This window comes from Oceanobacillus sp. HCA-5259, assembly GCF_037892815.1.
In the GTDB taxonomy this organism is placed as follows: Bacteria; Bacillota; Bacilli; order Bacillales; family Amphibacillaceae; genus Oceanobacillus; species Oceanobacillus indicireducens.
Map to the genome: position 1 here is coordinate 30145 of NZ_JBBKBV010000016.1, position 26167 is coordinate 56311.

Below are 26167 nucleotides of genomic sequence, written 5' to 3' on the forward strand. Positions count from 1 at the left end.
TTGTTGGTTAATCCACAGCAATTTATTCCACAGTAGCTCAGTGGTAGAGCAATCGGCTGTTAACCGATCGGTCGTAGGTTCGAATCCTACCTGTGGAGCCATGGCGGCGTAGCTCAGCTGGCGAGAGCGTACGGTTCATACCCGTGAGGTCGTGGGTTCGATCCCCTCCGCCGCTATACTAGGTTACAGTGTGCAAGCTGTACGCTGTAACCCATTTAAATCATGAAATGTGCAGAGCTACATCTTTTACCGATGGCGGTCGTGGCGAAGTGGTTAACGCACCGGATTGTGGCTCCGGCATCCGTGGGTTCGATCCCCACCGATCGCCCCATCAATATATCATATGAACGGACCCTTAGCTCAGTTGGTTAGAGCTATCGGCTCATAACCGATCGGTCGCAGGTTCGAATCCTGCAGGGTCCACCATTTTGTTTAAGTTTAATAGTTGGAGGTATACCCAAGTCTGGCTGAAGGGGTCGGTCTTGAAAACCGAGAGGCGGGTCAAACCGCGCGGGGGTTCGAATCCCTCTACCTCCTCCATTTACATATCTTGTAAATAAATAGAAAAAATAGGCTCGGTAGCTCAGTCGGCAGAGCATAGCGTAAACATCCTCGAACTACTCCATTGTAGCTATGCGAGGAGTGCAACTTCACCGAATCAGCTTGCAACACGACGAGCAACTTCTTCGTTGACTATACTTCGAAGCATAGTAAGAAATAAACACACTTAAAAGAAAACAACCACATCATATGGCTCGGTAGCTCAGTCGGTAGAGCAACGGACTGAAAATCCGTGTGTCGGCGGTTCGATTCCGTTCCGAGCCACCATTGTCCAAACAAGCAAACATGCTTGTTTTTTTAATGTCTTCATCCTTGTGTGACTCGATCCTCCTTTGTATAAAATAAAAGATTTACTTTCTATGAAGCATAAAATTTGCAACAAATATAAAGCTTTGATAATCTACAATTACAGGTAAGATAATATTAAGGGAGGAAGATTTTTATGGCAAAATTTGAACTACCAGAATTACCATATGCATATGATGCATTGGAAAAGTCTATTGACAAAGAGACGATGAACATTCACCATACGAAACACCACAACACGTACGTTACAAACCTTAATAACGCATTAGAGGGTCATGCTGACTTACAGGAGAAATCACTGGAAGAGCTAATCAGTAACCTTGACGCTGTACCTGAAAGCATCCGTACCGCTGTTCGCAATAATGGTGGGGGACATGCTAACCATAGCCTGTTTTGGGAAATCTTGTCACCAAACGGAGGCGGAGAACCGACTGGCGAATTAGCGGATAAAATCAATGCTAAATTTGGCAGTTTCGACAAATTTAAAGAAGAATTCAAAACTGCAGCGACTGGCCGTTTCGGTTCAGGTTGGGCATGGCTAGTAGTTGATAACGGCGAACTTGAAATCACAAGTACGCCAAACCAAGACTCTCCATTAATGGAAGGTAAGACTCCTATTTTAGGATTAGACGTTTGGGAGCATGCTTACTACTTGAGATATCAAAACAAGCGCCCTGATTACATTGATTCCTTCTGGGATGTAGTAAACTGGGATGAAGTTGCTAAGCGCTATAACGAAGCAAAATAATTATTCCATTACAGAAAACGTGAAGAAAATCAATCTTCACGTTTTTCTTTTGTCTTAATGGACTTCACCCTGACTTAACAATGATAAATTGCTAATAAATAACGAAATACATAAGGTTTTATGGTAGAATATAAGAGCAGATATTTCAGCATTACGAAAAATGAGGGGGCGTATAATGAAGGAAAAAAAGAAAAAAAGAGCACAGCTTCCCTTTCGAACAAATATAATCTTTTTCATCGTGTTCTTATTATTTTCAATGCTGATTTTTCAACTAGGTGTCGTGCAAATCCTAAATGGAGAAGAATTCCAAGAGGAAATTGACAAAACGATTCAAGATACGACTAAAATCCCGGTACCTCGGGGAAAAATATATGACAGAAATGAAAATTTAGTTGTTGATAATAAGGCGCTATATTCCATTACGTATACACCTCCCAAAGGTGTGCAGCCACAGGATCGTTTAGACCTCGCGGAAAAGTTAGCGAAGTTTATTTCGATGGACAGCGAAGAAGAGCTTAACAAAATAACAGATCGGGATAAGCGCGAATATGTCTATCTGAAAGATTTGGCAAAAAACGAAGGTAAATCAGCTGATGAAAGGGAAGAAACATACGAGGACTTGTTACCGGAAGAAAAAACGAAGGACATGTCCAACGCAGAAATTTACCAAGAGGTTTTAAAATCCATTCCAGATGAGCATGTGGCAGATAATAATTTTACAAAAGAAGAACTCGAAGTGATCCGGATTAAAAAAGAACTGGATAAAGCTTACTCCTTAACGCCGCAAATTATTAAAAATGAGGATGTTACACCGGAAGAATATGCACTCGTCTCAGAAAATCTCGACCAATTGCCAGGAATCAATGCAACAACAGACTGGGATCGTGAGTATATGTATGGCTCTACAATTCGAAGTCTTCTAGGAAGTATCAGTACCCATCAAACCGGGATCCCAGCAGAAAATATGCAATATTTCATGTCACGAGGCTACAGTAGAAATGACCGGGTTGGCAGAAGTGGATTAGAACAGCAATATGAAGATGTTCTTAGGGGTACAAAAGAAAAAATTGAATATACAACGACGAAATCAGGTGCCATCATCGATTCCAAGACCCTTGTTAAGGGTGAGAGAGGGAAGGATCTCATTCTAACGATTGATATGGAATTCCAAGAAAAGGTAGATGAGATTCTGGAGGACGAGTTAAGAAAGGCAATTCAATTAGACCCTTATAATAACCGTTACTTAAACGATGCACTAGCAGTTGTGATGGATCCGAAAACAGGAGAATTAATTTCAGTAGCCGGGAAAACATACGATCATAAGGAAGGGACATTTAGCTATAGTCCGCATCACACATTGCATGATGCTCATCGACCAGGTTCGGTTGTAAAAGGTGCTACCGTATTAGCGGGATTGCATTCAGGTGTAATCAGTCCAGGTCAAAGCTTTTATGACAGGCCTATCAAAATAGCGGGCACCCCAGAAAAACGATCCTTATCAAGCACAATTGGTTTGGCAGATGATATCAAAGCATTGAAAGAATCATCGAACATATATATGTTCTATATTGCTCTACGAATGGCGGGGGATTATCGTACTCCATTTCCAAATGGGGCGAGTTCATCAATGGATCTTGCGGCATGGCAGGAAATGCGAAATTATTTCCTTCAATTTGGTTTAGGTGCTCCCACTGGTATAGATTTTCCATCTGAATCAACAGGAGTACTTGGTCAGTCTAAAAATGACGTTGGTCTACTGATGAACTATGCAATTGGCCAGTATGATACGTATACAACTCTTCAATTAGCTCAATACGTTTCGACTATCGCTAATGATGGTTACCGTGTGCGCCCGCATTTCGTAAAAGAGATACGAGAACCAATCGCTTCCAAGAAGGAATTAGGTCCACTTTATAAATCGATAAATACAGAGTACTTGAATCAAATTCAAGCGAGCGAATCGGAAATTGCTCGAGTGCAGGAAGGCTTTAGGCAAGCATTCCAAGTGCAGCGCGGTACGGCTTATAGTAACTTTGCAGGGAAAGATTATAATGCTGTAGGTAAGACGGGAACAGCGGAGAATACGGTTTATGTCGATGGGGTAGGGTATGATACAATCAACCGTGCGATCATCGGTTATGCTCCAATGGATAACCCAGAAGTTGCTTTTGCAGTACTGGTTCCAAATATCGGCATTAATGCAAGAGAAGATGGGAATGTCGCCAACCGGATTGCCGAGCGTATTCTTGATACGTACTTCGAAATGCAAGAAGAGCAGGATGATGGCGATGCTGAAGAAGCGGCAGAAGATGGAGAATCGTAAAAAAGCTCAATATTATTTACACAATAATTTAACACTCATTTAACAATCTTCCGGTATACTTAAGCTATACAATTCATACGTCTAGCAATGGATTGAAGATAGTTTGGAGGAGATTGGATGAGCCCGACACGTGAGCAGTTTCAAAGTGAATTAGAGCAGTTGAAAGAAGAAGTCATTAAAATGGCGAACTTATCCGGTGAGGCATTGTCGAAAGCTGTCGATTCATTAATTAATCAAGACTTGGAACAAGCGAAAGAAATCTTTGAAGAAGATAAACAAATTGATGAATTGGAAAGAGAAATAAATGAAAAATCGGTGCTGCTGATTGCAAAACAACAACCGGTAGCAACCGATCTACGGCAGATTATTATTGCTCTCCGCGTAGTAACCGATATCGAAAGAATGGGCGATAATGCTAAAAATATTGCAAAAGCAACAATCCATTTAGATAAGAATCTTTCTACTATTCCGGAAGGTCTGCGGCAAATGCATGAAATTGCAATGGATATGTTGAAAACATCGATGCATGCTTTTAAATATGAAGATATTACCGTTGCTGAGAAATTAGCGGAAACAGATGATAAAGTAGATAAGATGTATAAGCATATTGTTAACGAGCTGCTTGGAGAAACAGCAACAAATCCGGATAAAATCCAATATATTATGCAAGTCGCGTTTTGTGCCCGCTACTTAGAACGCTTCGCCGACCATATTACAAATATAGGGGAAAGCATACTCTACTTAGTTAAAGGAAAAAATTATAACCTTAATTGATTAATAGTGTGTCGAAAATGAGTATGCGTCAGCAAGGTACATGTGGAGCGGAAAAAGTGAGCCAACGGGCTTCAAAGGTGCATGGGCGCACTACGAAGTATCATTTTTGCCAGATTTCCAGAAACAAAATCGAATTAAAAAACCAGCGCCTCCAATAGTAGGCACTGGTTTTTTAATTTGATGTCAAACGTTCGGCTATTTCGTATTCGGATAAACCACGTTCTAGTTCATGTTTACCCATTTGAACACGTAAAGAATAGTCGTTATCAATCAAGTATTTGTTAAAAGATGCTGCATCGTCGATAAGTCCTTCTTCTTCAAGAATATCGCTAATATATGAAGTTGCCATTCCTGGTTCAACTGTAATGACTACAGGGGAATTCTTATCTTTCTTTTTAGGCTTTTCATCTTTCTGCTTTTCCTTTTTCTTATCGTCATCAGCTTTTTCTTTATTCTTATCCTTTTCTTTATCTTCTTTTGCGGCTTTATCTCCATCAGCTTTATCATCATTAGCTTTTTCTTTTTCTTCTTTGGATTCCTTAGCATCCTCTTCATCAGACTCAGCTACATCCGTTTCATCATCATTTTTCTCTTTATTACCTAAAGTAAAGCTAATATAGTCTTCTTCAGAAATAACGCGTAATCCTTTTTCTTCAATTTTCTCTATCAATTCTTCTGTTGTATCTTCTGCTGTACTTTCATTGCCATAACCAAATAAATAAAACACAGCAAGTAAAATCAATCCGGTAGTAATCAAGCCAACTGAGAATGCGCGTAGTGTATGTTTCATGCTTAACTCCTTTTCTGGCGTCTAGTAATCAAGATTGTTCCTTAAACTCCGAACTGGAGGATTGATTAATATTTCCTGGGAGCAATTCTTCTTCTAGTATTTTAATTTTCTTCTTCATTTGGTATGTATCCTGCATAGAAGTAATCGAAAGCTGTTCGACTTGACTTTCCAGCTCTTCCAATCGATCATTCATAAAATAAGACAGGATGAACAAGACCAGACCGATAATGAGTATGGTTACAATCGCAATTATCATTTATTTCCCTCCCTTTAACCACATATTAGTTATATCATATTATGTGTGTCATGAAAACCTTAAAATTACCTAGAGAATTGTTGAATCTTTTTGCAACATCTGTTATTATAATAAAGGTCTAATAAAATTGCTTATGTATTCTTAAAGATAGTTTGAAAAGTTTGGAGGGAAAATTATGCGCGTTAATATCACGTTAGCTTGTACAGAAACAGGAGATCGTAACTATATTACTACGAAAAACAAGCGTACAAATCCTGAACGTATTGAGCTTATGAAATATAGTCCACGTCTTAAAAAACACACTTTACACCGTGAAACTAAATAAAACAATAATAAAGCTCTTATCCTCGGATGAGAGCTTTATTTATTTTATATAAGGTTAATAGCTACTGAATGCTTTCATACAGCGTAAGTGTCTGCTCTTTCACTAATTAAGGCGCTCTAATCGCCGTTCAGTTGCCCGGTGGACGGATGCTTTCCGCGGGCACAGCTGGAGCCTCCTCGGGCTACCGCCCTGCGGGGTCTCCAGACTCGTGCTTTTCCCGCAGGAGTCACCGTCCACCGGGCAACTGAACTGGTAAGATGATTATTATTGAAAGCATTTATTCTAGCCCCATGTCACGATAGAAATAATATCTGTGGAATAATAAAGAGTGATCTAAATTGGGCTTTTCCTGGGAGCAGTCCAGACACCTCGAGACTCCTGCAGGAGGATAGGCATAGGTGAGCCCCCCCGCAGTACGCAAAGCGTACGAGGAGGCTCACCAGCCGCCTGCGGAAAGCGAGAGGTGTCTGGACTGCGGACCTCCAGAAGTAAGTTGCAAACACTTACGCTGTATGAAAGTATTCCGCAGTTTCACTTGATTTTAAAGTTATCCAGCTGTTTAGGTTGCGAAAATGGAGTGGGGATTATAATAATATATTTAGTAGAATAAATCTGCTATGATGAAGGGAAGGAAGGTGAATCCATGTCTTTAAATGAGCAATATCTTTTATATACCTTTGCAAATGATCTTGTGAAAAATCATAGATTTAACTTATTATATTTAAATGAGAAGACAAATGAAGTCTGGTTAGAGAAAAATGAAAACCGTACTTCAATCGTTGTGCGCCTCATACATAAAGGATTTGATTGGAAAAACCATTTAAAACAGGATATCTCATTTTTATTTCAACGGGTTCGAAACGTAAAACAATTATTAGGCAAGAATATAGAGGTGTATAACCTTTATTTTACAAAGCATCAGCCTGTAGATACATGGGAAATACTGAAACAGCCATTGACTGCTGAAGGAAAACCGAAAGTAAGCATGAGAGTTTATTATTTGGATCAAGAAGAATATGTTCACGAAGCGGAACGGTTTGAACAAGATTTGCTGCCACACCAACCTATTTCCTATAATCTTGAATTACCAGATGAGAGAAAAGAAGAAGTTGTGGAAGAAACTAAATATGACTTTGTATCTTCATTAAAGAATAAACGGAAAGAAGTCGAAAATATTTTTAGCTTCGGAAGACCACTCTTTTCTTATGCATTTATCATTATTAATTTGCTTTGCTTTTTTTATATTGAATGGAAAGGGGATAGCACTTCGATTGAAACGCTTATCGAATTCGGTGCAAAGTACAATCCTGCGATGATAATAGATGGGGAGTGGTGGCGTTTGTTTAGCTCCATGTTTATCCATATTGGATTTATTCATCTCGCCTTAAACATGCTCGCCGTCTACTATTTAGGTACTGCAATTGAGAAAATCTTTGGAAGCAGCCGTTTTGTTCTCATTTATTTTATAGCCGGTTTAGGTGGTTCAATCGCGAGTTTCGCCTTTACGACAAGCGTTAGTGCCGGCGCTTCGGGGGCGATATTTGGTTTGTTCGGTGCGTTTCTTTATTTTGGTATTATACATAAACGATTATTCTTCCAAACAATTGGGTCAAGCATACTGCTTGTATTAGCTATAAATTTAGTGATTGGTTTATCCATTGATGAAATCGACATGGCGGCTCATGTTGGTGGACTAATCGCCGGATTCCTTGCTGCAGCAATTGTTGGCATGCCTAAGAATAAGCGGCCATTATTCCAAATCGGTACTGCAATCATTACCGCTGGTTTACTGTTTGGGGTTACATATTATGGCGTCCATGCAAATGAAAATAGCCAATCATTTCAATTATTACAGATCCAAGAGCATTTAGCTGATCATGATTATGAAAAGGTTGTTAATGTAGCAACGGACGCCTTAGAGTTAAATGGGGATATGGAAAGCGCCCTTTTATTCCAACGCTCCTACGCTTACATCAAGCTTGGACGGTATGAAGAAGCATTGATTGATTTAGAAGAGAGTGTCACCTATGATAATCCTTTGCCAGAAGCATATCACAACTTGGCGATTTTATATGATCTCGAGGGAGATACTGAAAAATCTAAAGAAGCAATCGAACGAGCTTACCAAATGGACCCAACCAATGAAGATGTCATCGATCTATATGAAGAAATAATCGGAAACTCACCGACAAAGTAACGACTAGGTCCGATCTAAGGCGATAAATTTATTTGGTTGTCTCATCATGTTATATTGCTTTAGTAAGGAAGTAACTCATTTTTTCTCGGAACAGCCTCGTATTACCGAATGCCCCTGTGGGAAGAGAGGCTCATCAGCTGCCCACAATAAGTGCAGGTGTAAGGGGGCTGGTGAGCCGAGTAAAAAAGATTAATATTTTAACCTCTCGTAACAATAACATTAAACTACATCTCCAGCCTATTTTCTTTTTTGGCAGTAAGACCCATTCTTACTGCCTTGTTTTCTAATAAAACTTCGCTATAATTTTCTTTACATTGATTCCTTTGGTATAATAGAGAGTGGTGAAATTTATTGAACTCTGTATATGACGTCCGAATGCTTTTAAAGCGATTCGGCACATTCGTTTATTCACGAGATCGTATCGGCGATCTTATATTAATGGAAAGTGAACTTGAAGAACTTTATAAATTGGGTTTTATTACACAACAACTATACATTAGTGGAAAACTTGTTCTACAAAAAGAAAGAAATGCATTAGAAGAGGCAGAAAGAGGGCAAAGTCATGAATAAATATATGATTGGCATTGATATCGGCGGCACTTCCATTAAGTTTGGTTTATTCACGGCTGAAGGGGAACTCCTGCACAAGTGGAATATCCCAACAAGAACTAAAGACAATGGTTTTTTCATATTGCCGGATACCTGGGCATCTATAAAAGAAATTCTAGAAAAGAAGGATATAACAACGGATGAGATTCTCGGTATCGGAGCAGGAATTCCAGGCTTTATCAGTAGTGAAGAAGGTATTGTCCACTATGGAACGAATATAGGATGGAGAAATAAGCAGTTCACGAAAGAACTGAGTGATTTATCCGGCTTACCTGTATTTATCGAAAATGATGCAAACATGGCTGTGTTAGGTGAAAATTGGCAAGGTGCAGGGAATGAAGGAAAGCATGTTATTGCCGTTACGCTCGGAACTGGAGTTGGCGGTGGCATCATAGCTAACGGTTCAATCCTAAATGGAATAAGTGGCATGGCCGGAGAACTTGGACATATATTAATTGAAGAGAACGGAGCACCTTGCAATTGCGGAAAGAGTGGTTGTTTAGAAACAATCGCTTCAGCTACCGGCATAGTAAGGCTCGCAAAGGATTTAAGCATAAAACAGCCGGAATCAGAACTTGCTAAAATGTATAATGAAAAAAAGGATCTTACAGCAAAAGATGTTTTTCAATTGGCTGAGAAAGCCGATAAAGCTGCAATGGAAATAGTCAGTACGGTTGCAGCAACATTAGGGCGAACATTTGCGGATTTAGGTGTCATACTGAATCCGGAGAAAATCTTGATTGGTGGTGGGGTCTCTCAAGCTGGGGAACCATTTATCAATCAAATTCGTGATCATTTTGAAGCCTATGCTTTACCACGGGTAAAAGCTAACTGTGAAATCAAGCAAGCTGTACTTGGCAATGATGCGGGTATCATCGGAGCAGCTTTCTGTGTTAAGCAGAATGTGGAAAAAAGTTTACTCTAGATTTTTTTCTGCTTATCTAGTAAAATAAGATGTCAGAAAAACTATGAAGCAAATGTAAAAAAATGAAACCTTTATTAGTTGGTTTACGTCTAATAGTATAAGTGGGTTGTAAAAAACAGTTTACAAATTGCTCAAAGAGGGAATAGTGGAGTTTAACGCGTCTGTTCTCTTTATATTTGGGAGGATTTAGAATGAGGAAAAAACAAGCAAGAATACCGTTATATATTATTGCGTCCTTGCTATTCGGTCTTAAAACATATATTGTTTACCGTTTTATGTTTAATATTGAACTAGATAATAGAATGCAAGAGCTCATCTTATTTATTAATCCGTTTGTCTCGGCATTTCTAATTTTTGCAGTGTCCGTTTGGTTTAATAAACCATCAAGACAAATGAAATACTTGCGTTATACAGCATTTATTTTCAGCTTTATCGTATTTGCTAACTTAGTATTCTATCGTCAATTTACGGACTTTATTACACTTCCGCAATTATTTATGGGAAGCAACATGACGGATTTGGGTTCAAGTATTCTTACGTTGATTAAACCATATGACATTCTGTTATTTACAGATGCCGCAATTATTTGGTATTTGAGTAAAAAGAAAGAATCAACTTTATCTGTTCAGTATTTGAAGCGAGGAAAAGCTTTTGCGCTTTCCATGTCTCTATTGTTGCTTGCGGGTAACTTTTTCTTAGCTGAAATGGAAAGACCGCAATTATTTACCCGTGCATTTGACAGGGAGTATTTAGTGAAGAATATCGGATTATTTAATTACCATGTCTATGACCTTGTTATACATTCGAAAACAGAGTCGCAACGTGTGTTCGCAGATGGAAATGAAATCCCGGAAATTAAAGATTATATTGAAGAAAATGTAAAAGTGACCGAGAAATCGGATATGTTCGGGGTTGCTGAAGGTAAAAATGTTATATTCATCAATGCGGAATCGGTCCAAGGCTTTGTTGTAGGAAAAGAAGTGAATGGGCAAGAAATTACACCATTCCTCAATAAGCTTGTTGAAGATGAGGATACGTATTACTTCGATAACTTCTTTGAACAAACGGGTCAAGGGAAGACATCGGATTCAGAATTCCTAGTTGAAAATTCATTATATCCACTTTCAAGAGGGGCTGTATTTTTCACTCATGGAGGTAATGAATACCATGCTCTACCTGAAATACTGAAGGAAGAGGATTACTTTTCAGCAGTGCTTCATGCGAATAATAAGAGTTTCTGGAACCGTGATGGGATGTACAGAAGCTTGAACCTTGATCATTTTTATAGTGATGAAGCTTATGAAATAACCGATGAAAATTCAGTTGGCTGGGGACTCAAGGATAAACCGTACTTTGAACAATCAATTAAGTATTTACAAGCAATGGAACAACCATTCTATACGAAATTCATTACACTGACTAACCACTTCCCATTTGAATTGGATGAAGAAGACAAATCAATCGAACCATATGATTCCAATTCAAATACGTTAAATAATTACTTCCCGACCGTACGTTATGCGGATGAAGCGATTGAAGAATTCTTCGATCACCTAAAACAGGCAGGTCTTTATGAAGATTCCATCATCATTATTATGGGAGACCATATTGGAATCAGTGCTAACCATAATCGTGCTATGAGCATGTTCTTGGATAAGGAAGAAATCACACCATATGACCAGGTCCAGTTACTAAAAGTACCATTATTCATTCACATACCAGGTCATGGCAAAGGGGAAACAATCTCTACAGTTTCCGGTCAAATTGACTTAAAGCCGACAATTCTAAGCCTTCTTGGGATTGAACATAAAAACGATATTTACTTCGGTAATGATTTATTTGCAAAGAACCGAAAAGGCTATATCGCTTTGAGAAACGGTGATTTTGTGAGTGATGATTATCTTTCAACGGCAGGTATGTGCTATGATGTTCATACTGGTGAACTAGCTGATGTGGAGGATGAAGCTACATCAGAGGAAGAAGCTACTACAGGAACGAGCAGTCCTTGTGATGAAATTGCTGAAAAAGTAGAATTGGAATTAAGCTATTCCGATAACATTATATATGGAGATCTATTCCGTTTTGTAGATTTCGCAGAAGAAAAACAGGTAGAGAAGTAATATTCTCTACCTGTTTTTTCGTATGTGCCGGGCAGGGGATATAACTTGGTGGGGAACGTCCACTACAGGCTTGGCAGCAGGAATTGCTAGCGGAAGGGAAGGGCGTCCGAAGTGATAATGACAGAATGTTGCTGGCTAATACTCGCAAAGGATATTGGCGAGCTTTAATGAAGATACTATCCATCATGCCATACTAAATGAAAAGCTCATAAAATGGGGACTTAAAGATTTGTCCACACTCTATGAGCCTCGATATTTAAAAGGTTGAACCGCCGTATACGGAACCGTACGTACGGCGTGTAAGAGATTGACTAACCGACTAATGGTTAGTCACCTACTCGATTATATTAGATTATAGTTACTTAGAGGTTAGCTAGCTCTGAAATGATCGTAGCAATAGAAAAGAATCCAAAAGTTGCTGCTGTTAATACAGAAAAAATCAATGCAAAATAATTTTTAATTTTTAATTGACGAATTACTGAAACAACGGCAAGTAAAGCAACTAACAAAAATAAGATACCTAATATAATGTGACTCATGAAAAATTCACCCTCCTTATGTCTATTCTCCCTTAGAATAAAATACTAGCACTAAGGATCCCTTTATATTATTATGTAGATACTCTATAATCATTCTAATGCATATTAATATTTTTGTCGAGGCATAACCTAAAGGAATGCATCGGTAACTAAAGGGGACGAGAACAATGGAAATAAAAACGATGCCGGTCGGTATGATTGGAACTAACTGTTACATCTTATCAAAGGGGAAACATGCGCTTATTGTGGATCCAGGTGGTGACGCGGAGAAAATCATTCAATATATAGAGGAAAATGAACTGACACCCTTAGGAATCTTATTAACACATGCTCACTTTGACCACATTGGTGGCTTGGAGACAGTGAGAAATAAGTTTCAGGTGAATGTGTATATTCATCAGGCGGAACAGAGTTGGTTAACAGATCCGATGCTTAATGGGTCCCATAAGTTAATGGGCGGGGAAGTCACTGCAACAGAGGCAGAAATAACGCTGGAAGAAGGTGAGCTTACGATCGGGGAGTTTCACTTTACAGTTGCCCATACACCGGGGCATTCGCCAGGAAGTATGAGTTTTATCTTTACAGACTCGAAGCAAGTATTCAGCGGAGATGTCCTTTTTAATCAAGGGATAGGTAGAACAGATTTACCCGGAGGAGACTTGCCGACACTTGAACACTCTGTCACAAGGAAACTATATCAATTAGATGATGAGTATAGGGTATATCCTGGACATGGCCCGAGTACAACCATTGGTTTTGAAAAAGTAAACAATCCGTTTTTCCGTGGATGATGCAATAGAAAAAACCATGCAAATACCCCTTGCATGGTTTTTTCGCGTTTAACCGCCGAACCCCGGTACAAGTATAAATTCAGAATACCATGTATAACCTACCATGAATACTGTTAAATAAGCTCCGAATAAATACATATACATCCGTTCTGATAATTTTAAGTAGCCTAATGTAAGGAAAAATACTGTTTGAATCAAGGATAGTACGGATGGAACCATCATGTCCCCAACGTAGAACATAACGGCAAAGATCCCTGTCCAAAAGCCCAGCATACGAAACACACGATCCATGTCTCTTTCCCCCTCCTTCTAGTTGACCTATCATAATTATTATAAACGAGGAAGCAAATATTGTAAACGATTGACATTAAACGATTGAAAGTTTTGCGATATATGCGCAATTACTGCAATTGTCGGTAAACATATTTTTTTCTTCAACCAATTCAATTGAGGTAAACAATGCTTCAAACATTCCTTTTAAAAATATTTGATGCATCTCACATACCAGATGGTGATTATTGTTCGCAATCTCTTTAAATGGACAATTATTCACAGAGAAACTAATGGCTTTCATTTCTTCGTTGTACTTGAAAGAAGGGTACATGCCGAGCATGCGGCCTGTTCGTTCAAGCACGGTAATTTTTTCATAAATATTCGCATCATCCTCAAGATATTTGATATCCTGATGCATTACTTCTGTTCCGTATTTTTTTCCTGTTTCGTAAAGTGCTTGTTTCCCTGGCTCTCCAAGTTCCATCAAAGCTTCAAGAGTAATGGATGAAAGGATTTTATAATCCCGCGCAGGGAAGTTCAATTCGACAACTTCATTCGATAACTGATAGCGTCTACCAGGACGGCCGCCTTTACCTGTTTTTTGCAAAAAAGAGGTAACAAGATTAATTTCCTCAAGTTTTGATAAATGGAGTCTCGCCACATTCGGGTGAATCTCAAAAACCCGGGAAATATCTGTGACACTCACGTCTTTATGGTTTTCCACTAAATGCTGATAAATATTAAATCTCGTAGGGTCGCTCATCACATTGGTAACTTTTAACATGTCTTTCATTGTTTTCACCCCATCATTCTAAATCGATTATCATGATGCATCCTCATCCTTCATCTCACTTTTATCTTTGAAAAGAAAGATAAATTAAATCTAGTGAGGCGAATGATAGCAGACGATAACACTCTAATTCACTCACAGAATATTCAGCGGGAAAATATAAAAAATCCCAATGAATAAAGTTCTTTTATACCTTAATTATATTAGAAAAATCGTGAGAAAGGGTGAGTATTGCAGCTTTGTTGAAAAGTGTACATAATTATTGATGAAATATATCGTTATGGATAAGGTGATTGATTGAAAAAGCGTAGTCCTGGTTAAACGGTTGAATGTTGAATTGTAACTTTCGGTAAGCCTCGGTAAAGTGGGAGATAGTAATTTCTACATGACCATTCGGAAAGTTATAGCTGACGGCTTGCAGTATCTCCTTATATTCCATTTGTTCCTTCACATACTTCAAACGGGCCATTTGAAATAAACTTTCGACTTGAATATGTTCTACTTGTGTAGCTGTTATATACACTTCATTTCTGTAAGAGAAAATACTGCCGGTAACAATGAGGAAGAGGATGGCGATGATAAATAATACATGAAGCAAAATAAATCCACTAGACTCCATTATAAAACGTGAAAATCTTTTCATATGTTGCACCTTCTTCAGTGGTGATGACTAACTTTATACCAAACGGTTCTTCCTTAAATCTAAGAGACTCCACCCCACGCAAGTAAATTTCATGCCCTCTGCCATTAACTTGTCTTCTTATTAGTGAATCATATTTACTGATTGTGACCGTTTCATCGTCTTCTTGAAGTAAATATAGTGCGTGATCGCGGATATAGTAATCATGAGACTTCAGGATATCATCTCGGATAAAACGGAAAAGTTCGTATACCGCCAACTCTTCATAATTATTAGTTGTCTTGACTGTTTGCAAAGCATAGGCTAAAAACGGTAATGTGAGAAAGATAATCGTTACCATCGTCATTAAGGAAATAAAATTAAACCCTTGCTCATTCTTTACGTAATGCGAATAGACAGATGGTTTCTTCAGACTCCTTTGCATTCTGCCAAGATACACATCCTTTCGTATAGATATCCTCCTTATTAAATTCAAAATGAAATAATGTATCATTTCTTGTTGTTTCAAGAACAGCGGGGAGCGGGGGAGGATTCCCCCAAATAAATTCCTGCAATTCAGTTTGTAATTGGTTAGCCGCCCATCTTTTGTCACTGAGAGTATTGTAGGCCAGTTGAATATCCGCATAAATCGGTATAAATAGAATGAGGGCTTGAAAAAATATACTTGACGCGATCAGAACTTCAATCATCGAGTACCCGTTTTTCTTTTTCAATATAAAACCTCCCTTTACCGAGTGGGAATACGATAAATAACTTTTCACTAGGTGTATACATAACGAGCGTACGGGGCTGGAGTACGGTTCCCGATTGCACAAATCGGAGTAACCGTGTTTGATTACTGGCGACCAACGTCCAGTCCGCTGGGTAGTCCCGTTCTGCAAAAGGTTTATTTACTCCAGATAAGATACTGTAATGATTATCATAGAATCGGATGTACATCTCATCTCTCGTATGCTTGCTCGATTGATTTTGTATGAAAAGCACATCTTGCTTTAATGTCTCAATAAATTGTTCCTCCTGCTGTTTTCCGAGCAATTCAGACTGGACAGGGACGGTGAGTAGGAAAAGAATTGAAAGTATGCTTAGCGTAACGAGCATTTCGATAAGCGTGAAACCGTTTTTCTTCATCGTTACGAGTCATCGTTTACTTTTCCATTACGGATAGTGATTGGAGTGTCCCCGCAACTTGTTTGATTGTCTTTTAAATAGCCTGCTGAAACGAGAGTTTGTATATTATTCACCTTCTCTTTGTTATCCAAATAATATGCTTCTGCTTGGGTTTGTACAATCTCCTTTAGTGCTTCGCAACCTTTATCATTCACATTTTCCGACTGATTTGCCAAGTTAGGGATAATCAGTAATAATAAGACGGAGATAACAAGCATAACAATCAGCATTTCAATTAGGGTAAACGCGCGTTCGTTGTTGAACAAAATAAATCGCTCCTTTTAAAATGAATTAATCAGTTGAAACATGGGCCACATAATACTTAAATAGATAAAAATTATAAATACCCCGAGCACTGTATAAAATACGGGTTGAATATACGTAATAACCTGAATCGTTACCCGCTCTATCTCATCAAGCAGCATATCACTGTATAACGTCAGATCCTTCTCTAATACGGGAACGGTTGTATTCTTCTGGAAAATAACAGCTAATTGTTTTTCAATTAAGGGCAATTCTTCAAGCAAGCTGCTGATATGGTATCCGCGTTCTAGGTTATTCGTTAGTAATATTGCATAGTAAGAAAGGATAGGAAGTCTGTTTTGGTTTGCAAGTTCGGCAAGTATTCCCTTTAAAGTGAGTCCTGCTTTAAGCAAAGAGCTGAAATGTGTGGCGAGCTGGAGGCTTGTTTGCAGACGTAAGTAGTAGCGATAGCCTGGAATGCGCTGAACTACTTTCAATTGTTCTTCCATTGCCATTCTTGGCCGCACGTGCCGCCAGATAATTACAAACAAGATACCGACCACTACGATGGAAATAGCGGAAAACTGAATAAAGTCCATCAGCCATTTTAGAATGTTGATTGTTGTTTGCGTTTCGGGAGATGAAGTAAATAAGGTTTGAAATGCGGGTAGTACACGGTGATTAATAAAAAACAAAACAACGGAGAATATAAGCAGTAAAAATAGAGGGTAACGAATAATCTGCTTAAATTTGCGGACGTTTTGAAATTGATGCTCGACCAATTCCAAGCATTTTCTTATTGCCTCGTTCAAATCAGAATTCGCATGGACAAAATAAAGAAAGGAGCTGATAGCAGGGTGGAAGCCAGCGCTCTCGAAAATATTATCAAGCCGTGCACCTTCTTTTAATTTTACTAAAAAGTATTGTGAAATAGGTGCCAGGTCCTTATCCCAAGCTGTCGCTTCGAGTGCATCTTGTAAGGAATAACCATTTGTTAAAAAACGTTCTACACGTTTCAAAAATCTGATTTGAATTGTTTCAGGTAATTTTCGTTGTTTCTTGACGAAAAGCTTCAGGGGAGAAGCCATAAGCATATGCTTTCCTCCTTAAATGATCAAAAGAATTAGTGCCATGTTGTCCAATATCAAGATGTGTTTGGATTGCGTCATTTAACTTGTCGCCTTCAAGCAATTCTAATATCGCTGCCCGGCGAACAGTGCCTTTATGCTGAATTGGAATTAATTGAATAGATGCAACAGCTATTAGCGATTGAAGCAGGTCTTGTTGTTTAATGCCCATATCAAGCAGTCGGTAAATTGTTCCAACAGCATTTCGTGCATGGAGTGTACTAAGAACAAGGTGACCTGTCAGGGATGACTGTAATGCAAAATGTGCAGTTGATTCATCTCGTAACTCTCCAACCATCAATAAATCCGGGTCATGCCGTAATGCAGCCTTCAATCCTGCTTGATACGTAATCCCTGCTTGTTCATTGATTTGCACTTGAATGACATCATCCATTTGTCTTTCAACAGGATCCTCAAGGGTCACAGCTTGAAAGGAATGTTCTTTCATTAGAAAATGGATTAAGGCATAAAGCGTTGTCGACTTTCCGCTACCAGCTGGTCCGGTAATTAAAAATAAGCCTGAACGTGCACTCGCTAATTCTTTAAGTTTATTCAATTGGTAAGGGAATAGAAATAATTCATCGAGTGGAAGGGAATCTTCTTGTGGTAAAATCCTAATCGCCAAACTTTCCGAAACGAGGAGCGGTAAGGTTGACAATCTTAATGTATGTTTACCGAGGTTCGGGAAAATATTGGCAATACTGCCGTCTTGGGGCTTTTTTGATTCTCCTATATCCATACCTGCCGTGAATTTAAAAAAGGTGAGTAAAAGCTCATATTGATTCGTTGGGATCGTACGAAAAAGTTTTCGTTTGCCTTGGATACGGAAATGGATGTTCGTTTCTTTTTGTGCGGGCAAGAAATGAAGGTCTGTAGCATGTTGCTTGATTGCTTGTTGCATTATCTGTTTAACCAAAGGTAATGCCGGGTTCAACTAGTCGTCACCTCCTTTAAATTATATGATTCGACATGTAATAAGATATTCCTGCTTTATTTTTTGTTTTTTTGTATAAATATAATTTAGTCGTAAAAGCTATTAAAAAAATAGGAGGAGGTACAAAATGTCGACTAATAATTATTTGAAATTTATAACAGAGGAAATAGTTAAATACATGAACAGCCCGCGGGAGGAGCGGAAGGAAAGGAGGAAAACCGACAAGCAAGAAGAATCCGTTGTGTTGAATCGCTGGTTCGGAATCCTTCCTTTCTCATTTAAATTGTTTATAAAAGGAAGGCGGGCTTAAACTTCGGGAAATTGTTGGAGCAGGTAGATTAATCCTCCGCTTGTTACATCAATTGCTATCTCTGGAGTATACCGATTATGAATTTCTTCCAATTCCTTCTTAACAATATCATTCTCCAAATCGTCTTTATAAAATTGTTTTAAGAGGGCGATTTCTTCATTCCGTGTTTCAATCGCTTCATTGATCCACTCTTTCGGTTGGTTTTCAACATAATGTTGGATGATTTTTTCAATCCGTTTATAACCGCTTGCGAGCGTAATAATTGGCGAGATCGTATAACAAAAATTAGATATTTGCTGTTTCAAATTGAGTTTAATTAATTCATCCATCATATTTACAATAACTTTTCCGGTAACAAGTTGAATTCCTAATGAAATAATCTCTTCCTTCTTTTGTCTGCCTCGATAACTTACTTTAAAGTTCGCGAGTAACCATGGGTAAAGAGGTGTATTTTTATCGGTATTCACTTCTTGGAAGAGCAATGTATACTTTTCGTGATGTGTGACATGGTTGAATATCTGTTGCAGCCTGGGACTGCCTATATCAATCCATTCCCCTTGTTGATCTCGTTTTTCCGGGTTCGTAATGAGTGTGAGCGTCATTGGTACTCCTTTTTGCCCAAGGCTTTGCATATAATGCCAATAGAATGGACGATTCATTAATACTTTATCCAATTCCTCTGTTAACTCTACTTGTAAGACACCATTTTCTTTATTCAAAAGCTTACATTGATATGCACTGAAAAAGTCGATCATAAATTGTTCGATGTTTACGATTGCCATTTTATTCACCTACACTTTTTTCATTCATGTCATCAGCCAATTTATGGACGATGGATGCTAAGTTCTCAAGTTTAATCTCTGCTTCTCCTAATGAGTCGGACTCTCTGTAAATGGTCTCTATTTCCTGTTCCATATCTTGAATATTCAAATCAGAGAGAATTGCATCAAGCTCGCCGATCACGTTTTCAAATAGTCTTATCTTCTCATATAGTACATTTAAAATATGTTCCTCAATCGTTTGCTTAACAGCAAGATTGTATACCTTCACATCATTTTCCTGACCAAACCGATGGATTCGACCAATCCGTTGTTCAATTTTCATTGGATTCCATGGTAAATCATAGTTAATCATATGGTGGCAAAACTGCAGGTTGATACCCTCAGCTCCTGCTTCGGTAGCAATTAATACTTGTGCTTTTCCTTTAAAAAGCTGTAGCATCCAATCTTTCTTACTACGGTTAAAGCCGCCCCGAAATGGTACAGAACTAATCCCGTGCTGCTGCAGAATCCATTGTAAATACAATTGGGTTGCCCGGTATTCCGTGAAGATAATTACTTTTTCATTGCCAATTTGTTCAATTAATTCAACTGTTTTTAATGCTTTTGAATGGGCTGGCAATTCATTGATTTTTTGAATGATGGAATGGATTTCTTCATCTGGGGTGTTTGTTTCTTGTAATTTCTGAAGTGACAGAAAACAAGCCTCTCTAGAAGAACAGATCTCTCGCAGTAATGTAATCTTTGTAAATATATCTTGCCCTCGTTGCATATTATTTAACTGTTGATAGACTTCTGTTTCTTCCTTTGTAAAATCAACGAGAATGGTTTCGATAACCCGGTTCGATGGTTTTAAATTTGTATTTTCCCTCGTATTACGGATCATGACCCGTTCAATAAGTTGTTTCAGATAGGCGTCAGCTTCTTGTTTTCCCTTATTTCCGGAATATTTCTCTTTAAACGAGGCAACATCTCCTAGATGACCCGGTTTTAAAATCGAAATAAGGTTGAATATCTCCATTAAATCATTTTGAATTGGCGTAGCAGTCAACAGCAGGCAATACTTCTTTTTAATCTGCCGTACAAATTGATAATTTTTCGTCTGATGGTTTTTAAGTTTATGCGCCTCATCAATTAAAACGAAGTCATACTCATTTGCTAGAATCACTTCTTGGTGTGGAGTTCGTTTAGCAGTATCAAGGGAAGAAACTAGAATAGTATTGCCTTCCCAGTTATGATGTTTCCGGTGACTGACAGCAGGTATATAGAATTTCGTATTCAATTCATTCACCCATTGGTTCACAAGGGAGGCAGGAACAAGGATTAATGCATTTTTAACGAGACCCCGCAACATATATTCTTTTAAAATCAACCCTGCTTCAATAGTTTTTCCTAAACCAACCTCATCAGCAAGTATAACCCTGCCATTCATTTTTTCGATTGCTTCTAGAGCTGTTTCCAGCTGATGGTCAAGAAAAGACATATGCGGTAAAAAATCCAAACTTCTTAACCCGTGAAAAGAAGGGACGATCCTTGCCTGTTCTGCCTGATAGGCGAGCGAAAACAACTGAAAGGAACTAAACGGGCCATCACTGTCAAGCCGTTCCTCTAATTCTTTTATAAAAGTCTGATTACGATTCAAATGTACCAAATCCATATGTTACACCCCGAGTATCTAAATAAAATTTGGATTTCACTATACCTTTTTTAAATATTATGGTATATTCAATGCAAAGGTAGAGGATTTCTTATGATAGACTTAGTTTTACCATTATAAAAAAATATATGCTGTGGATGAAGATAAGGGGAGAGCTTACATGATCTTAATGTAACGCCGAAGGAGCAAGCTTAAGACGAATCTCTCAGGCAAAAAGACTCTTATCGGACACAACTCTGGAGAGCGTTTACATATCGTAAACCACCCAAGAAGCAAGTAGGAACGGAAGGGAAACCTGGCATGTTCTTACGCAACTTTCTGGTAGAAGGACAGAGATTTCTTACACATAAGGAAATCTCTGTCTTTTTATATTGTTAATGTCAGAATATAAAATCTTTTATTGACTTCAGAGGGAGTGATGGAGATGGAACCATTAAAACGTACGCCGATTTTTTCGGAGTATGAAAAGTATGGGGCGAAAACGATTGATTTTGGAGGTTGGGATTTACCTGTACAGTTTTCGGGGATTAAAGAAGAACATAACGCAACTAGAACAAGCGCAGGCCTATTTGATGTGTCCCATATGGGAGAAATTATTGTAAAAGGAAGTAAGGCGGTAGCATTTCTTCAAACGATGACGACGAATGACATAAGTAAGCTGGAACCGAAGAAAGCACAATACACATTTCTTTGTAACGAGAACGGTGGAGTAGTTGATGATTTACTCATCTACATGCTAGGAGAGGACCATTACATGCTCGTCGTTAACGCTGCTAATACTGAAAAAGATTTAAAGTGGTTAAAGAAACATAATAATTATGCATCAAATGAAGTTGCGATTGTTGATGAATCGGAACGATATAGTCTTCTAGCCATTCAGGGACCGAAAGCAGAAGCTATTTTACAAGAACTTACCGACACAAACCTAGCTGCAATTAAAGCCTTTCGATTTGAAATGCATGTTGCAATTCATGGGATTGAACAAGGGACGATAGTCTCCCGTTCAGGTTATACGGGTGAAGATGGTTTTGAAATTTATGTTGCGCCTGAAGAGGCAGGAAAGCTTTGGAATCTTATCTTAGAGACTGGGAAAGAAGCAGGAATTGTACCAGCTGGTCTCGGGGCTCGAGATACACTGCGCTTTGAAGCAAACTTGCCGTTATATGGGCAGGAACTTTCCGAAACAATTACGCCTATTGAAGCAGGTTTGACTTTTGCGGTTAAAGTTGCTAAAGAAGCTAATTTCATTGGGAAGGATGTCTTAAAAGAACAGGTTGAAAATGGACCGAAAAGAAAAATTGTCGGTCTAGAAATGATAGACAAAGGGATCCCGAGAACCGATTATGAAGTTCTATCTGAAGACGGAGAAAAAGTAATCGGACATATCACGACAGGAACACAATCACCGACTTTAAAGAAAAATATTGGCCGTGCATTACTTGACACGGATTATACAGAAATTGGAACAGAACTGTTGATTCAAGTAAGGAAACGGCAACTGAAAGCGAAAGTAGTACCTACACCATTTTATAAAAGAGATAATTAGGAGGGATTGGAGATGGGATTTCGCTATTTACCAATGACGGAATCAGATAAATTAGAAATGCTTGATGTAATCGGTATTGATTCAACAGATGAACTGTTTTCGGACATTCCAGAGGAAATTCGTTTCAAAGGGGAACTGAACGTAAAGCCTACTAAAAATGAATATGAACTAATGAAAGAATTAACTGCCATGTCCAATAAAAACGTAAATCTAAAGGATTATACGTCTTATTTGGGAGCAGGGGTCTATGATCATTATATACCTTCTGTTGTAGACCATGTCATCAGTCGTTCCGAGTTTTATACTGCATATACACCATACCAGCCGGAGATATCCCAAGGGGAACTGCAAGCGATTTTTGAGTTTCAGACAATGATTGCTGAATTAACCGGCCAACCGATTGCCAATTCCTCTATGTATGATGGTGCGACAGCGTTAGGTGAAGCAGTTAATTTAACTGCCGCCCATACAAAAAGAAAAAAAGTACTCGTTTCAAACGCAATTCATCCTGAATCACGGGAAGTAGTGAAGACATATGCTACCGGCCAACATGTGGAGGTTGTTGAGATAGATCATAAAGATGGTTTAACGGATCTAGAAGCACTTGAAAGAGAACTCGATGATGATGTAGCTGGTGTCGTCATCCAATATCCGAACTTCTTTGGTCAAGTAGAGCCTTTAGCAAAGGTACGTGAATTGCTCAATTCCAATAAAAAAGCAATGATGGTCGTTTCTAGTAATCCACTTGCGCTCGGATACTTGACACCACCTGGTGAATTCGGAGCAGATATCGTCGTCGGGGATACGCAAGTGTTTGGCATACCAGCCCAGTTTGGCGGCCCGCATTGTGGATATTTTGCAACGACGAAAAAGTTAATGCGAAAAATTCCAGGACGTCTTGTCGGACAGACAACAGACGAAGATGGTGTCCGTGGATTTGTACTTACACTTCAGGCAAGGGAGCAGCATATCCGAAGGGATAAAGCAACGTCAAATATTTGCTCGAACCAAGCACTGAATGCGCTAGCTAGTTCGGTTGCAATGAGTTCAATTGGAAAGCATGGTTTGAAGAAAATGGCAAAACTAAATATGAAAAAAGCTCGCTATGCCAAGCAACAATTCGCTGAGATAGGAATTCCTGTCTTATTTGATCAACCATTCTTTAACGAGTTTGTCATCCAGCTGAACAAAACGGTAAGCGAAGTGAACGAGGCATTACTTACCAAAGGGATTGTCGGCGGATATGATTTGGGACGAGATTACCCAGAATTAGAAAATTGTATGTTGGTTGCCGTAACGGAAATCCGTTCCAAAGAAGAGATTGATCAATTGATTAAGGAAGTGAGGGATATCAATGGCTAAGAATGAATTTCCATTAATCTTTGAACGCAGTAAAAAGGAGCGAACAAGTTATAGCTTACCGGATCTTGATGTACCAGATATCGATTTGGATGCGGAATTTGAAACGCCGTATGTCCGGAAGACTGCTCCGGAATTACCTGAAGTAAGTGAACTCGAAATTATGCGGCATTATACAGGATTATCGAATCGGAACTATGGAGTGGATTCCGGGTTTTATCCGCTTGGTTCATGTACCATGAAATATAACCCGAAAATTAATGAAGATGTAGCGCGGCTCCCGGGATTTACCCATATCCACCCATATCAAGATCCGAAAACCGTACAAGGTGCACTTGAAATGATGTATGATTTGCAAACCTCACTTAAAGAAATTACTGGAATGCATGAAGTATCTTTACAATCGGCAGCTGGAGCACAGGGCGAATGGGCCGCGTTAATGATGATTCGTGCTTTCCATGAGGCGAATGGGGAGCATCACCGGACAAAGGTCATCGTTCCGGATTCCGCTCACGGGACAAATCCAGCATCTGCTGCAGTGGCAGGCTTTGATGCTATAACAGTGAAATCCAATGAAGACGGTCTTGTTGATATTGAAGATTTAAAGCGGGTTGTAGATGAAAATACAGCTGCTTTAATGCTTACGAATCCGAACACACTTGGTCTCTTTGAAAAAGAAATTATGGAGATGGCCGAGATTGTTCATGGTGTCGGTGGGAAGCTTTACTATGATGGTGCAAACCTAAACGCAATTATGGGTTATACAAGACCTGGAGATATGGGCTTTGATGCTGTTCATTTGAATCTCCATAAAACATTTACAGGCCCTCATGGTGGCGGTGGACCAGGTTCAGGACCAATTGGGGTATCAGAAGAGCTTGCACCATTTTTACCTAAGCCATTAATTGTGAAAGAGAATGATGAATATAAATTAGAACATGACCGTCCGCAGTCCATCGGCCGTATTAAGGCATATTATGGAAACTTTGGAATCAATTTGCGTGCCTATACTTATATTCGTACAATGGGTGCAGAAGGATTAAAGAAAGTTAGTGAATACGCGGTTTTAAATGCGAACTACATGATGCGCAGATTAGAGCAGATATATGATTTACCTTATAAGCAACATTGTATGCATGAGTTTGTTCTATCTGGGAAAAAACAGAAAAAACTCGGTGTCCGTACACTCGATATTGCAAAGCGTCTGCTAGACTTCAACTATCATCCGCCAACAATCTATTTTCCATTAATTGTTGAGGAAGGGATGATGATTGAACCGACGGAAACAGAGTCTAAAGAGACGCTGGATGGTTTCATCGATGCTATGATAAATATTGCAAAAGAAGCAGAAGAAGATCCTGAAATCGTTCAAGAAGCACCACATCACACAATTGTAAAGCGAATGGACGAAACGACCGCAGCAAGAAAACCAATTCTTCGTTACACACGTGAAGACAATTCATAATGGATAGGGAAAATAAAAAAGCCGACAGACTATGAGTAAAAAAGTCTGTCGGCTTCTCTCTTACCTATTTTGCTTTTATTTTTCCAGTCCAGTTTTTGAATCCGCCTTTTAATTGGTAGAGTTCCTTATAACCTTGTTTGTGTAGAATTTGGGCAGCGCGACCTGAACGGCTGCTTTTTTGACAATATAAATAAACTGGCTTGTCCTTTCTGATTTCTACTAGACGCTGTTTCAGTTGTGTTACTGGGATATTCCGTGCCCCGAGGATATGACCAGCATCATATTCTTGTGGCTCACGTACATCGATTAATTGGGCTTTTCGGTAGCCCTCAATCCACTGATCCTGATTGAGTACATTCAAAATCATTTTCTGTCTGTAATACCGGAATATCGAAAAAACAAGCAATGCAACTAAAACAATTAATAAAACTGACATATTTTTTCCCCCGTCTTTCTCATATCTCAACTCATATTATAAAATACTTTTAACCGCTTTAAAAGCATTTCGAATAGCCGGTCCTTTTTTATAAAAAAATAATTTATATAAAAGTCGATACTAAGGTCAATACCTGTAAGCTTTTCGGTATTTTTCCGCAGGTTTGTGTAAACTTAT

The 26167-nt window shown here is 38.8% G+C and carries 28 protein-coding genes, 6 tRNA genes and 1 riboswitch; of the genes, 19 read left to right on the top strand and 15 right to left on the bottom strand.

All coding sequences use genetic code 11. The features are described from left to right. The first annotated feature begins 26 nt into the window (after positions 1-26). The 9 genes from WKU33_RS10530 (at position 27) to phoU (ending at position 4712) form a co-directional block, all read left to right on the top strand. Positions 27-101: transfer RNA gene (locus tag WKU33_RS10530), tRNA-Asn, on the top strand. Position 102: 1 nt separating this feature from the next. Next, a tRNA-Met gene (locus tag WKU33_RS10535) sits at positions 103-176 on the top strand. A 79-nt stretch (positions 177-255) separates the two neighbouring features. Then, positions 256-331 (top strand) — tRNA-His (locus WKU33_RS10540). An 18-nt stretch (positions 332-349) separates the two neighbouring features. Further along, positions 350-426 (top strand) — tRNA-Ile (locus WKU33_RS10545). Between the two features lie 21 nt (positions 427-447). Then, a tRNA-Ser gene (locus tag WKU33_RS10550) sits at positions 448-540 on the top strand. A gap of 212 nt (positions 541-752) precedes the next feature. Continuing rightward, a tRNA-Phe gene (locus WKU33_RS10555) sits at positions 753-828 on the top strand. 175 nt (positions 829-1003) lie between these two features. Beyond that, a complete protein-coding gene (sodA, locus tag WKU33_RS10560; RefSeq protein ID WP_156856793.1) occupies positions 1004-1615 on the top strand; it encodes a superoxide dismutase SodA in 612 nt (203 codons plus the stop codon). Positions 1616-1790: 175 nt separating this feature from the next. Next, a complete protein-coding gene (locus tag WKU33_RS10565) occupies positions 1791-3938 on the top strand; it encodes a peptidoglycan D,D-transpeptidase FtsI family protein (RefSeq protein WP_336251384.1) in 2148 nt (715 codons plus the stop codon). Between the two features lie 117 nt (positions 3939-4055). Further along, entirely contained in the window at positions 4056-4712 is a 657-nt protein-coding gene (gene phoU, locus WKU33_RS10570) for a phosphate signaling complex protein PhoU (RefSeq protein ID WP_340454469.1), read from the top strand. A gap of 172 nt (positions 4713-4884) precedes the next feature. On the opposite strand, the gene WKU33_RS10575 is transcribed toward phoU, so the two are convergent. Next, positions 4885-5502 carry a hypothetical protein gene (locus WKU33_RS10575; RefSeq protein WP_336251386.1) on the bottom strand — a complete coding sequence of 206 codons (618 nt, stop codon included), beginning with the start codon at positions 5500-5502 and terminating at the stop codon, positions 4885-4887. A gap of 28 nt (positions 5503-5530) precedes the next feature. Then, positions 5531-5758 carry a hypothetical protein gene (locus tag WKU33_RS10580; RefSeq protein WP_156856789.1) on the bottom strand — a complete coding sequence of 76 codons (228 nt, stop codon included), beginning with the start codon at positions 5756-5758 and terminating at the stop codon, positions 5531-5533. 175 nt (positions 5759-5933) lie between these two features. Between WKU33_RS10580 and rpmG the strand changes: the two genes are divergently transcribed. The 5 genes from rpmG to WKU33_RS10605 all read left to right on the top strand — a co-directional run bounded on the left by rpmG (position 5934) and on the right by WKU33_RS10605 (position 11934). After that, complete coding sequence (gene rpmG, locus WKU33_RS10585) at positions 5934-6083, top strand: 50S ribosomal protein L33 (protein ID WP_021291115.1); 150 nt, start codon at positions 5934-5936, stop codon at positions 6081-6083. 643 nt (positions 6084-6726) lie between these two features. Further along, positions 6727-8280 carry a rhomboid family intramembrane serine protease gene (locus WKU33_RS10590; RefSeq protein WP_156856788.1) on the top strand — a complete coding sequence of 518 codons (1554 nt, stop codon included), beginning with the start codon at positions 6727-6729 and terminating at the stop codon, positions 8278-8280. A 351-nt stretch (positions 8281-8631) separates the two neighbouring features. Beyond that, a complete protein-coding gene (locus WKU33_RS10595) occupies positions 8632-8850 on the top strand; it encodes a YqgQ family protein (RefSeq protein ID WP_336251387.1) in 219 nt (72 codons plus the stop codon). Further along, the gene (locus tag WKU33_RS10600) at positions 8843-9814 is read left to right on the top strand and encodes an ROK family glucokinase (protein ID WP_336251388.1); all 972 of its coding nucleotides are present in this window, start codon (positions 8843-8845) and stop codon (positions 9812-9814) included. Before WKU33_RS10595 ends, WKU33_RS10600 begins: the two co-directional genes overlap by 8 nt. Positions 9815-10005: 191 nt before the next feature. Then, complete coding sequence (locus tag WKU33_RS10605; protein WP_336251389.1) at positions 10006-11934, top strand: LTA synthase family protein; 1929 nt, start codon at positions 10006-10008, stop codon at positions 11932-11934. Positions 11935-12296: 362 nt separating this feature from the next. Here WKU33_RS10605 and WKU33_RS10610 read toward each other — a convergent pair whose 3' ends face one another. Then, entirely contained in the window at positions 12297-12473 is a 177-nt protein-coding gene (locus WKU33_RS10610) for a DUF2759 family protein (RefSeq protein ID WP_156856840.1), read from the bottom strand. 167 nt (positions 12474-12640) lie between these two features. Between WKU33_RS10610 and WKU33_RS10615 the strand changes: the two genes are divergently transcribed. Beyond that, the gene (locus WKU33_RS10615) at positions 12641-13264 is read left to right on the top strand and encodes an MBL fold metallo-hydrolase (protein WP_336251390.1); all 624 of its coding nucleotides are present in this window, start codon (positions 12641-12643) and stop codon (positions 13262-13264) included. A gap of 48 nt (positions 13265-13312) precedes the next feature. Here the strand turns inward: WKU33_RS10615 and WKU33_RS10620 are convergent, their stop codons facing one another. The 9 genes from WKU33_RS10620 to comGA all read right to left on the bottom strand — a co-directional run bounded on the left by WKU33_RS10620 (position 13313) and on the right by comGA (position 18420). After that, entirely contained in the window at positions 13313-13555 is a 243-nt protein-coding gene (locus WKU33_RS10620) for a DUF2626 domain-containing protein (RefSeq protein ID WP_156856783.1), read from the bottom strand. Between the two features lie 76 nt (positions 13556-13631). Further along, entirely contained in the window at positions 13632-14330 is a 699-nt protein-coding gene (locus WKU33_RS10625) for a helix-turn-helix transcriptional regulator (protein WP_156856839.1), read from the bottom strand. A 256-nt stretch (positions 14331-14586) separates the two neighbouring features. Beyond that, on the bottom strand, positions 14587-14970 hold the full coding sequence (locus WKU33_RS10630) for a hypothetical protein (protein ID WP_340454473.1): 384 nt from the start codon (positions 14968-14970) through the stop codon (positions 14587-14589). Next, positions 14936-15313: a ComGF family competence protein gene (locus WKU33_RS10635; RefSeq protein WP_340454476.1), complete on the bottom strand. Its 378-nt coding sequence runs from the start codon at positions 15311-15313 to the stop codon at positions 14936-14938. Before WKU33_RS10635 ends, WKU33_RS10630 begins: the two co-directional genes overlap by 35 nt. A 25-nt stretch (positions 15314-15338) precedes the next feature. Beyond that, positions 15339-15680, bottom strand: coding sequence for a type II secretion system protein (locus WKU33_RS10640; RefSeq protein ID WP_336251394.1), 342 nt, complete (start codon positions 15678-15680; stop codon positions 15339-15341). Then, entirely contained in the window at positions 15649-16095 is a 447-nt protein-coding gene (gene comGD, locus WKU33_RS10645) for a competence type IV pilus minor pilin ComGD (protein WP_156856780.1), read from the bottom strand. The genes WKU33_RS10640 and comGD overlap by 32 nt, the downstream gene beginning before the upstream one ends. A 2-nt stretch (positions 16096-16097) precedes the next feature. After that, complete coding sequence (gene comGC / locus WKU33_RS10650; protein WP_336251395.1) at positions 16098-16400, bottom strand: competence type IV pilus major pilin ComGC; 303 nt, start codon at positions 16398-16400, stop codon at positions 16098-16100. Between the two features lie 15 nt (positions 16401-16415). Beyond that, positions 16416-17471, bottom strand: a complete 1056-nt coding sequence (locus WKU33_RS10655; protein ID WP_340454478.1) for a type II secretion system F family protein — start codon at positions 17469-17471, stop codon at positions 16416-16418. Further along, positions 17416-18420 carry a competence type IV pilus ATPase ComGA gene (gene comGA, locus WKU33_RS10660; protein ID WP_336251397.1) on the bottom strand — a complete coding sequence of 335 codons (1005 nt, stop codon included), beginning with the start codon at positions 18418-18420 and terminating at the stop codon, positions 17416-17418. The genes WKU33_RS10655 and comGA overlap by 56 nt, the downstream gene beginning before the upstream one ends. A 145-nt stretch (positions 18421-18565) precedes the next feature. On the opposite strand from comGA, the gene WKU33_RS10665 reads away from it, so the two are divergent. Then, the gene (locus WKU33_RS10665; RefSeq protein WP_156856778.1) at positions 18566-18748 is read left to right on the top strand and encodes a YqzE family protein; all 183 of its coding nucleotides are present in this window, start codon (positions 18566-18568) and stop codon (positions 18746-18748) included. On the opposite strand, the gene WKU33_RS10670 is transcribed toward WKU33_RS10665, so the two are convergent. Continuing rightward, positions 18745-19530, bottom strand: a complete 786-nt coding sequence (locus WKU33_RS10670; protein ID WP_336251398.1) for a YqhG family protein — start codon at positions 19528-19530, stop codon at positions 18745-18747. The two genes, WKU33_RS10665 and WKU33_RS10670, sit on opposite strands and share 4 nt — an antisense overlap. A gap of 1 nt (position 19531) precedes the next feature. Beyond that, positions 19532-21184: a DEAD/DEAH box helicase gene (locus tag WKU33_RS10675; RefSeq protein WP_336251399.1), complete on the bottom strand. Its 1653-nt coding sequence runs from the start codon at positions 21182-21184 to the stop codon at positions 19532-19534. Between the two features lie 137 nt (positions 21185-21321). After that, a riboswitch (glycine riboswitch) is annotated at positions 21322-21415 on the top strand. A 193-nt stretch (positions 21416-21608) separates the two neighbouring features. Here WKU33_RS10675 and gcvT point away from each other — a divergent pair. The 3 genes from gcvT to gcvPB are packed head-to-tail and all read left to right on the top strand — an operon-like array spanning position 21609 to position 25554. Next, positions 21609-22730, top strand: a complete 1122-nt coding sequence (gcvT, locus tag WKU33_RS10680; RefSeq protein ID WP_336251400.1) for a glycine cleavage system aminomethyltransferase GcvT — start codon at positions 21609-21611, stop codon at positions 22728-22730. A gap of 12 nt (positions 22731-22742) precedes the next feature. Continuing rightward, positions 22743-24092 (top strand): aminomethyl-transferring glycine dehydrogenase subunit GcvPA, encoded by a 1350-nt coding sequence (gcvPA, locus tag WKU33_RS10685; protein ID WP_336251401.1) that lies wholly within the window; start codon positions 22743-22745, stop codon positions 24090-24092. Next, positions 24085-25554 carry an aminomethyl-transferring glycine dehydrogenase subunit GcvPB gene (gene gcvPB / locus WKU33_RS10690; protein WP_188858719.1) on the top strand — a complete coding sequence of 490 codons (1470 nt, stop codon included), beginning with the start codon at positions 24085-24087 and terminating at the stop codon, positions 25552-25554. The genes gcvPA and gcvPB overlap by 8 nt, the downstream gene beginning before the upstream one ends. Positions 25555-25618: 64 nt before the next feature. On the opposite strand, the gene WKU33_RS10695 is transcribed toward gcvPB, so the two are convergent. Beyond that, on the bottom strand, positions 25619-25990 hold the full coding sequence (locus WKU33_RS10695; RefSeq protein WP_156856772.1) for a rhodanese-like domain-containing protein: 372 nt from the start codon (positions 25988-25990) through the stop codon (positions 25619-25621). Between the last annotated feature and the right edge of the window lie 177 nt (positions 25991-26167).

Excerpts from the sequence above, each read along its gene's own strand:
- WKU33_RS10565 (WP_336251384.1), top strand. The coding sequence starts at position 1,791 with ATGAAGGAAAAAAAGAAAAAAAGAGCACAGCTTCCCTTTCGAACAAAT.
- WKU33_RS10670 (WP_336251398.1), bottom strand. The coding sequence starts at position 19,530 with ATGGCAATCGTAAACATCGAACAATTTATGATCGACTTTTTCAGTGCA.
- WKU33_RS10575 (WP_336251386.1), bottom strand. The coding sequence starts at position 5,502 with ATGAAACATACACTACGCGCATTCTCAGTTGGCTTGATTACTACCGGA.
- WKU33_RS10620 (WP_156856783.1), bottom strand. The coding sequence starts at position 13,555 with ATGGATCGTGTGTTTCGTATGCTGGGCTTTTGGACAGGGATCTTTGCC.
- WKU33_RS10580 (WP_156856789.1), bottom strand. The coding sequence starts at position 5,758 with ATGATAATTGCGATTGTAACCATACTCATTATCGGTCTGGTCTTGTTC.
- WKU33_RS10605 (WP_336251389.1), top strand. The coding sequence starts at position 10,006 with ATGAGGAAAAAACAAGCAAGAATACCGTTATATATTATTGCGTCCTTG.
- WKU33_RS10600 (WP_336251388.1), top strand. The coding sequence starts at position 8,843 with ATGAATAAATATATGATTGGCATTGATATCGGCGGCACTTCCATTAAG.
- gcvT (WP_336251400.1), top strand. The coding sequence starts at position 21,609 with ATGGAACCATTAAAACGTACGCCGATTTTTTCGGAGTATGAAAAGTAT.
- WKU33_RS10635 (WP_340454476.1), bottom strand. The coding sequence starts at position 15,313 with ATGACGATGGTAACGATTATCTTTCTCACATTACCGTTTTTAGCCTAT.
- sodA (WP_156856793.1), top strand. The coding sequence starts at position 1,004 with ATGGCAAAATTTGAACTACCAGAATTACCATATGCATATGATGCATTG.
- WKU33_RS10675 (WP_336251399.1), bottom strand. The coding sequence starts at position 21,184 with ATGGATTTGGTACATTTGAATCGTAATCAGACTTTTATAAAAGAATTA.
- phoU (WP_340454469.1), top strand. The coding sequence starts at position 4,056 with ATGAGCCCGACACGTGAGCAGTTTCAAAGTGAATTAGAGCAGTTGAAA.
- WKU33_RS10615 (WP_336251390.1), top strand. The coding sequence starts at position 12,641 with ATGGAAATAAAAACGATGCCGGTCGGTATGATTGGAACTAACTGTTAC.
- rpmG (WP_021291115.1), top strand. The coding sequence starts at position 5,934 with ATGCGCGTTAATATCACGTTAGCTTGTACAGAAACAGGAGATCGTAAC.
- WKU33_RS10655 (WP_340454478.1), bottom strand. The coding sequence starts at position 17,471 with ATGCTTATGGCTTCTCCCCTGAAGCTTTTCGTCAAGAAACAACGAAAA.
- WKU33_RS10590 (WP_156856788.1), top strand. The coding sequence starts at position 6,727 with ATGTCTTTAAATGAGCAATATCTTTTATATACCTTTGCAAATGATCTT.
- WKU33_RS10625 (WP_156856839.1), bottom strand. The coding sequence starts at position 14,330 with ATGAAAGACATGTTAAAAGTTACCAATGTGATGAGCGACCCTACGAGA.
- WKU33_RS10610 (WP_156856840.1), bottom strand. The coding sequence starts at position 12,473 with ATGAGTCACATTATATTAGGTATCTTATTTTTGTTAGTTGCTTTACTT.
- WKU33_RS10665 (WP_156856778.1), top strand. The coding sequence starts at position 18,566 with ATGTCGACTAATAATTATTTGAAATTTATAACAGAGGAAATAGTTAAA.
- gcvPA (WP_336251401.1), top strand. The coding sequence starts at position 22,743 with ATGGGATTTCGCTATTTACCAATGACGGAATCAGATAAATTAGAAATG.
- comGD (WP_156856780.1), bottom strand. The coding sequence starts at position 16,095 with ATGAAGAAAAACGGTTTCACGCTTATCGAAATGCTCGTTACGCTAAGC.
- WKU33_RS10630 (WP_340454473.1), bottom strand. The coding sequence starts at position 14,970 with ATGAAAAGATTTTCACGTTTTATAATGGAGTCTAGTGGATTTATTTTG.
- gcvPB (WP_188858719.1), top strand. The coding sequence starts at position 24,085 with ATGGCTAAGAATGAATTTCCATTAATCTTTGAACGCAGTAAAAAGGAG.
- WKU33_RS10695 (WP_156856772.1), bottom strand. The coding sequence starts at position 25,990 with ATGTCAGTTTTATTAATTGTTTTAGTTGCATTGCTTGTTTTTTCGATA.